The sequence below is a fragment of the Mycetocola sp. genome (assembly GCF_046716805.1).
In the GTDB taxonomy this organism is placed as follows: Bacteria; Actinomycetota; Actinomycetes; order Actinomycetales; family Microbacteriaceae; genus Mycetocola_A.
On the sequence record NZ_JBKJWH010000140.1, the window covers coordinates 1 to 5,931 of the forward strand.

The 5,931-nt window shown below is 63.0% G+C and carries 6 protein-coding genes; 4 read left to right on the forward strand and 2 right to left on the reverse strand.

The window, feature by feature from the left end:
- Positions 1 to 288 precede the first annotated feature (288 nt).
- Both ACLQ62_RS11025 and cofD read left to right on the forward strand, forming a co-directional pair.
- Positions 289 to 1,074 carry an alpha/beta fold hydrolase gene (locus ACLQ62_RS11025; RefSeq protein ID WP_411721683.1) on the forward strand — a complete coding sequence of 262 codons (786 nt, stop codon included), beginning with the start codon at positions 289 to 291 and terminating at the stop codon, positions 1,072 to 1,074.
- Positions 1,075 to 1,249: 175 nt separating this feature from the next.
- Positions 1,250 to 2,227, forward strand: a complete 978-nt coding sequence (gene cofD, locus ACLQ62_RS11030) for a 2-phospho-L-lactate transferase (protein WP_411721684.1) — start codon at positions 1,250 to 1,252, stop codon at positions 2,225 to 2,227.
- Here cofD and cofC read toward each other — a convergent pair.
- Complete coding sequence (gene cofC / locus ACLQ62_RS11035; RefSeq protein WP_411721685.1) at positions 2,207 to 2,830, reverse strand: 2-phospho-L-lactate guanylyltransferase; 624 nt, start codon at positions 2,828 to 2,830, stop codon at positions 2,207 to 2,209. The genes cofD and cofC overlap by 21 nt on opposite strands.
- A gap of 327 nt (positions 2,831 to 3,157) precedes the next feature.
- The gene (locus ACLQ62_RS11040; protein ID WP_411721686.1) at positions 3,158 to 3,943 is read right to left on the reverse strand and encodes an SDR family oxidoreductase; all 786 of its coding nucleotides are present in this window, start codon (positions 3,941 to 3,943) and stop codon (positions 3,158 to 3,160) included.
- A gap of 510 nt (positions 3,944 to 4,453) precedes the next feature.
- On the opposite strand from ACLQ62_RS11040, the gene ACLQ62_RS11045 reads away from it, so the two are divergent.
- Together ACLQ62_RS11045 and ACLQ62_RS11050 are read left to right on the forward strand one after the other, a co-directional pair.
- A complete protein-coding gene (locus tag ACLQ62_RS11045) occupies positions 4,454 to 4,909 on the forward strand; it encodes a pyridoxamine 5'-phosphate oxidase family protein (RefSeq protein ID WP_411721687.1) in 456 nt (151 codons plus the stop codon).
- A gap of 323 nt (positions 4,910 to 5,232) precedes the next feature.
- Positions 5,233 to 5,496 (forward strand): hypothetical protein, encoded by a 264-nt coding sequence (locus ACLQ62_RS11050; protein WP_411721688.1) that lies wholly within the window; start codon positions 5,233 to 5,235, stop codon positions 5,494 to 5,496.
- Positions 5,497 to 5,931 lie beyond the last annotated feature (435 nt).

Here is a 5,931-nt window from a genome sequence, read left to right on the forward strand (position 1 = left end):
GACGTTAACTTGGATGCTTTTTTCAACCTTCGTGCTCATGGGGTCTCCTTATATAGTGTGTGGTCGTGCGGGTACGCGCACCCGTCCACAACCTCAAGTAGGGCAGAAGAAGACCGGGTAGCCCTTGCATTTGCCGACGAACACCAGAAGATCACTCACCAAGTGACGGCGCTGTTCACCGTGACGGGGTCCGCGGCAGCGGCAGCCGGAGTAGCATTGTGCCCAGAATCCGACGGAGGGCGGGCGTTCATCGTGGAACCCCGGGTGCTGAACCATCATTCTCTCGGCGTGGGCGAACCCGTCGTCCTGGTTCCGGGCGGTCTCACCGGGTGGCTGTCGTGGATCCTGCACCAGGAACGGCTCGCCGCCCGTTACCGGGCAATCCGGGTGCAGCCGATCCACAACGAACTCGGCTCGGCGGGTGTTCCCGGCGACCCCGAGTACACTGCCGTCACCGAGCGGGAGTCCCTGCGGCTGACGCTCGACGCCCTCGGTCTCGAGCGACCCCATCTCGTCGGCTGGTCCGGCGGGGGGAAGTCCGCGCTTGAGCTCGCGATGGAGTATCCGACCAGACTGCGGTCGCTCACCCTTGTGGAACCGGCCGCGTACTGGATTCTTGAACAGCTTGGCGACAGCCTCGACGAAGTCGCGCAAGCCAACACGCTTGTCCACCGGCTGTTCGGGCGGGAGGTCACCGATGACGACCTCGCCGAATTCCTGCAGGTCGCCGGCTTCGTTCCGTCCGCGGATCGTGCGACGTCGCATCCGAACTGGGAACGCTGGCTCGGCCACCGCATGGCCCTGTCGTGGCAGGGCGAGGCCGTCGATCATCCGCACCGCACAGTGAAGGAACTCACGAACGTCACCTGCCCGACTCTTCTGACGAAAGGCGCTCAGACGTCGCCGTGGTTGAAACGGGTGGTCGATGTACTCGGTGATCGGCTGACGGATGCGACGGTCACCGAGTTCGATGGAGACCACGCGCACCACATCGAGCGCATCGACGCCTTTCTTACAGCGCTCGAGGCGCATATGGCGCACGTCGACGGCCCGGCGCACGCTGGGACACTGTGACGCAGCCCGAGCCTGCTCGGTTCCGTGCAGCGACGGGTCGCTCGACGCCAGCCCGGCGACATCAACGCGCGGCGATATTCTCCGAGCGCGGTCGGGGCGGTCGGTGCCCGTCCCGGGGGCCGTGTTCGACTTCTCGATGTGCTCGGTGGCTGCTTCGCATCGATAGCATGACTGAGTGAGAATCACGATCCTGTCTGGCGGCGTGGGCGGTGCGCGCTTCATCCGGGGTATCCGTGAAGCGTGTCGTCGTTCACTTGCGGGGAGGTCTCCCGAGGACGAGATCACCGCCATCGTGAATGTCGGTGATGACATGTGGCTGACTGGTCTGAGAATCGCGCCAGATCTGGATTCAGTCATGTATACGCTCGCAGGCGAGGCAGACGAGGAGCGAGGATGGGGTCGCGTCGGGGACACTTCGAAGGCCAGCTCGGAGTTGCGCGCGAACGGGGTCGGGTGGCCGTGGTTCACCTTGGGCGACCTTGATATCGGCACGCATTTGTCGAGGACCGAACTCCTCCGGCAAGGCCTCACCCTCAGCGAGGTGACGGCGAAGCTGACCTCGCGGTGGCCGCTGGGAGTGACGTTGCTTCCGGCCTCCGATGATGAAACCGAGACTCACGTCCGAACGAAGGACGGTGCGACCATGCATTTTCAGGAGTGGTGGACGCGGCATCGAGCTCGACTGCCGGTCGAAGAATTCATCTACTCGAATGTCGAACAGGCACGCCCGGCACCCGATGTCCTGGGCGCCATCCGCTCCTCTGACCTCGTCCTCTTCGCACCGTCAAATCCCATCGTGTCGATCGGACCCATCCTGGCCTTGCCCGGGGTAGCCGATGCGATCTCAGAAACGCCCGCGCCCGTAGTCGGAGTTTCGCCGATAATCTCCGGGTCGGTTGTCAGAGGCATGGCGGACGCGTGCCTCAGCGCAGTCGGAGTGGCGACCGCCGCTGACTCAGTAGCGCTGAGATACGGGCCTCGCTCGAGTGGAGGGCTTCTGGACGTCTGGCTCGTCGATGAATCGGACGCTACACTTGCTCCCGGCATTGAGCGTGCCGGGATCAGAGTGGTGGCGGTCCCCCTGTGGATGCGGGATCTGGATACGAGCTCAGCTCTCGCGGCCGCCGCGATTTCAGCTGGATTGAACTCCTAGGAGAGCGTTCTCCTCAAGTATTGCCCGGGTGCGCGTCCCGAGCCGGACCGAGGAAATCTCTCGCAGATGAGTTTGCGTGTCCACATCGCGCCGCAAGCCGGATTGCTGATCGACGTCGAGCTCCTTGTAGCCCGACTCCTGATGCGCCGCCCGAGAATGGGGGCCGAAGGCTGGACGATGAGCAGCACCAGCGCGCGCCGTGATGAGGACGGTGCCTTCCCGCTCGGCGTCGGGCACGAAAGCACGCGGAAATCGGAGGGCGGCTTCGAGCGCGTCTGTCAATTCTTCGGCCTGCAAGGCGGGAAGATCTCCAAGCAGCACCGCGCGGTTCCCACTTCCCGCGGCGGCCAACCCGTGGCTCGCCGCGGCGTTGAGGCCGCCACCTTCATCTATGACGACGCGGGCGCCGAGATCTTCGAAAGATCCTGCTGCTGATGCACTGGTCACCACCAGCACGTCAGCCGCTATGAGAGCTGCTTCCACGGTGTAGAGCGCAATCGCGATAGGCAGTCCGGGGATCGTGTCCATTCGCGATTTCGCCTCTGGGGTGCCTTTGACTGGGATAACTACCACCCAGTCAGTTCTCTGCATGTCGACCTGCATTCCGAGCGAACCACTCCGCGGACGCCTTGCAGCCCATGGGTACGGTCATGATGTTCCTTTCGACAGTAGGGTCTCTTTCGGAGATCGGTATCGATACCGGCGGCCAGCACAAGAACCATCACCCGCATCGGAACGTTGTCATCGGGACCACTCTGCAGTCGCGAGCGAGAAGCGCATCTATCACCACCACACGCTGTGCTCCACACCTGGCATGATGACGTCAGTCCCACTCGCTGTCAATTATGCGCCGCTGCGCAATCCCGCGGGTGAATTCACCTTCATCGAGGAGCACGAGACGTCGGGCGCGGTCTGTGCTGACACGCCCGGTCAGGGCCAGCCGCTTTCGAGCAGGGGGGTAACGGTGACCTCGTTGAGAACCATGTCCGGCGGGGACTGTGCAATCCAAGTGATGAGCTGAGCCACGTGCTCCGGGGGCATCGACTCGGCCGTGGCGGTGTTGCCAGAGACTGGATCACGATCTTCCGGCGACCATGCACCCCAGCTGGTGTCCATTGCCCCCGGATACAGCAGGCACGCCCTAATCCTGTGCTCGCGGCCTTCGGCGGCCACCGCCTGGGTGAGGCCGGTGAGGGCGAACTTTGATGCACAGTACGCCGAGGCGTTAGCCCATCCCCGTCGCCCCGCGACAGAACCGATGTTGATGATCGTTCCGCCCCCGCGTGCGCGCATGTCGGGGAAAACTTCCTTCGACAACAGGAACACCGCCCGCAAGTTCACATTGAGTACGCGATCCCACCCTGCGGCGTCGAGTTCCTCTATGGTTCCAGGAACGTCCGTGCCGGCGGCGTTGACCAGTATGTCGATCGGACCGAGCTGCTTCCGGACGTCCTGAATCGCCTGGGTCAGCGCATCGGCGTCGGCCAGGTCTACCGGAACAGAGACCGCTAGCTGTTCGACGCTTTCTGCGGCGTCGAGTATCTGCTGGAGGGTGTCCTGAAGATCGGCATTGGAACGGCCGAGCACCGCCACCCGGGCCCCAGCCTCGGCCAGGGCGATCGCGGAAGCTCGCCCCAGCCCGCTGCTGCCACCGGTGACCACCGCCACTTGCCCCTGCAGCGGCCGGGCAAGGTCCAACCGGTGTGACAAAGCCATGCCTCAACTATGGCACCTGAACGCGCAGAAATTCGGCATTACGCAGGAAAGGCCTCGCCATGAGCAAGGCCTTCCCTACCTGCTGACGCTATACCTTTTCGAGGGTACGGTCGGCGGTCGCCTCCTCGGTCGTGTGACCACGCCGACCGATTGGGAAGGTCCAGAATCTGGACTTCTCTGACCCGACCCGGTCCTCCGGGTACCCTTCAGGTGCAGCCTTTCGGGGATCTTCCTGGGCAATATCGTTCTGTATAGTCTTCTCGAAATCCTCATGCCATGAGTAGCACATCACCAGCCTCCTTACGATTGGAAGTCCATTAATCGTCCACCCGTTGGGCTGATTAGTCGACCCTTCTGCAGCTAATCTCAAGAAGCCGTCGGCCACTGCCTGACGGGCTATGCTCACCCCGTGTCCAGTGGCGGCGCTTGTGGCGCTCGGCCTGATCTCGACTCACGGGCGCGATATGCCGCGGCTCATGTGCCGCTCCCGAGCACTCCTGCCGAGGCACAATGAACGGGAGGCAACTGCTCACCTGCGACAATGTACAGGTGACTTCGTGGAAACCCGATTGGACGGCCATCCCCCCGCTCCTCCTGAACTTCTGGACTGAGCGGCACCTCTGTACTCTCGCCTCTGTTCGCGCTGACGGTAGGCCGCACCTTGTCCCGGTCGGTGTCGCATTGGACCTCGAGGAGCAGTGTGCCTGGGTTATCACAAACGAACAGTCACGCAAGGTCAAACACATAGTCGCCGATGACAGGGTCGCCGCGTGCCAAGTGAACGGGCGGCGTTGGTCGACGATCGAGGGCACTGCCCGGGCCGTGACCGACGAGATCTCAGTTGCTCGCGCCGTGACCTGCTACTCCGCACGCTATCGCGAACCTCGACCAAACCCTTCCCGGATCGCTCTCCGGATCGAGGTCGATCGCTTTCTGATGTCTTCCGGCTTCATGCCGACCGCCTGAGCGGACGGTCGGCCCGGTCGGCTTTTCCCGAGTCACTACGCCACGAGAACGACTACCCACCTGCGATGCCGGGCGCTCCGGACTCCCATCTGCGTCCCAACGGCTGTGCGAAGTGACGCAAAACCCGCTTGGCCACGAGTGCCCTGAGCAAGCCGGATGTTCATCAGGCCTCGCGAGAGCCCAGAGTCTCGCAACCTGCTCCAAAATATTAACCAATCCGAATTCACACTGGCTCCGAATGCGATTGAGAATCGAGAGATATTGTCACGCAATACCCGACATTTACACGATTCGTCCAGCAAATCGACCTAAGGAGAGATTCAATGAAGAAGTTTCTTAGCTACTCGTTCGTCGTCACCGCTCTTGCCATCGGCATCGTTGGCGGCACGGCGACGGGCGCATCAGCGGCGCATTGTCAGAACGTCGAAATGACCTCACCGGGCTTTTCCTACTTCGGCAACGACCACGTTCAGGAGGCGACACACGCCGAGGGCGGCAACCCCGGCCCACACGCTGGCACCTCAGGTGCGTCGAACTGCCGCGAGACCACAGGAAGCCCGTCGACGCGCGCACCTGGCCGTAACTGAGACCGGCGCCTGACGGCCCCTGCCCCTTGGGGGTTGGGGCCGTCTGCTGCGCAGGTCAACAATGCGCCCGAAAGACGGACGTCACACGGCGCAGCCTGGACAGCCTCCTCGACTGTCCCGGCGGGGCAGCCCCGTGTCACGAGGGCACCCTTATCGGGTCGGTTCGACCGAGGCAGGACCCTCAAGGCCGTCGTACGACTGATGTGATGATGGATACCTCGAACGCCCGTGTTGCGGAGCATCCAGGTCGTTCGAGGCATACCCCCCATCGCATTTTCGGCACGCCGACACAGAACGAGTTGACCCAAACTGGGTGCACACGTAACCCTGTGCGGGGATGATGAGCGCGGTTCAATCGGTCACGGAGCGCACCACCCGCGCGGGAGAGCCCAGGACGATGGCGTTCTCTGGTACGTCCTTCGTGACCACGGACGC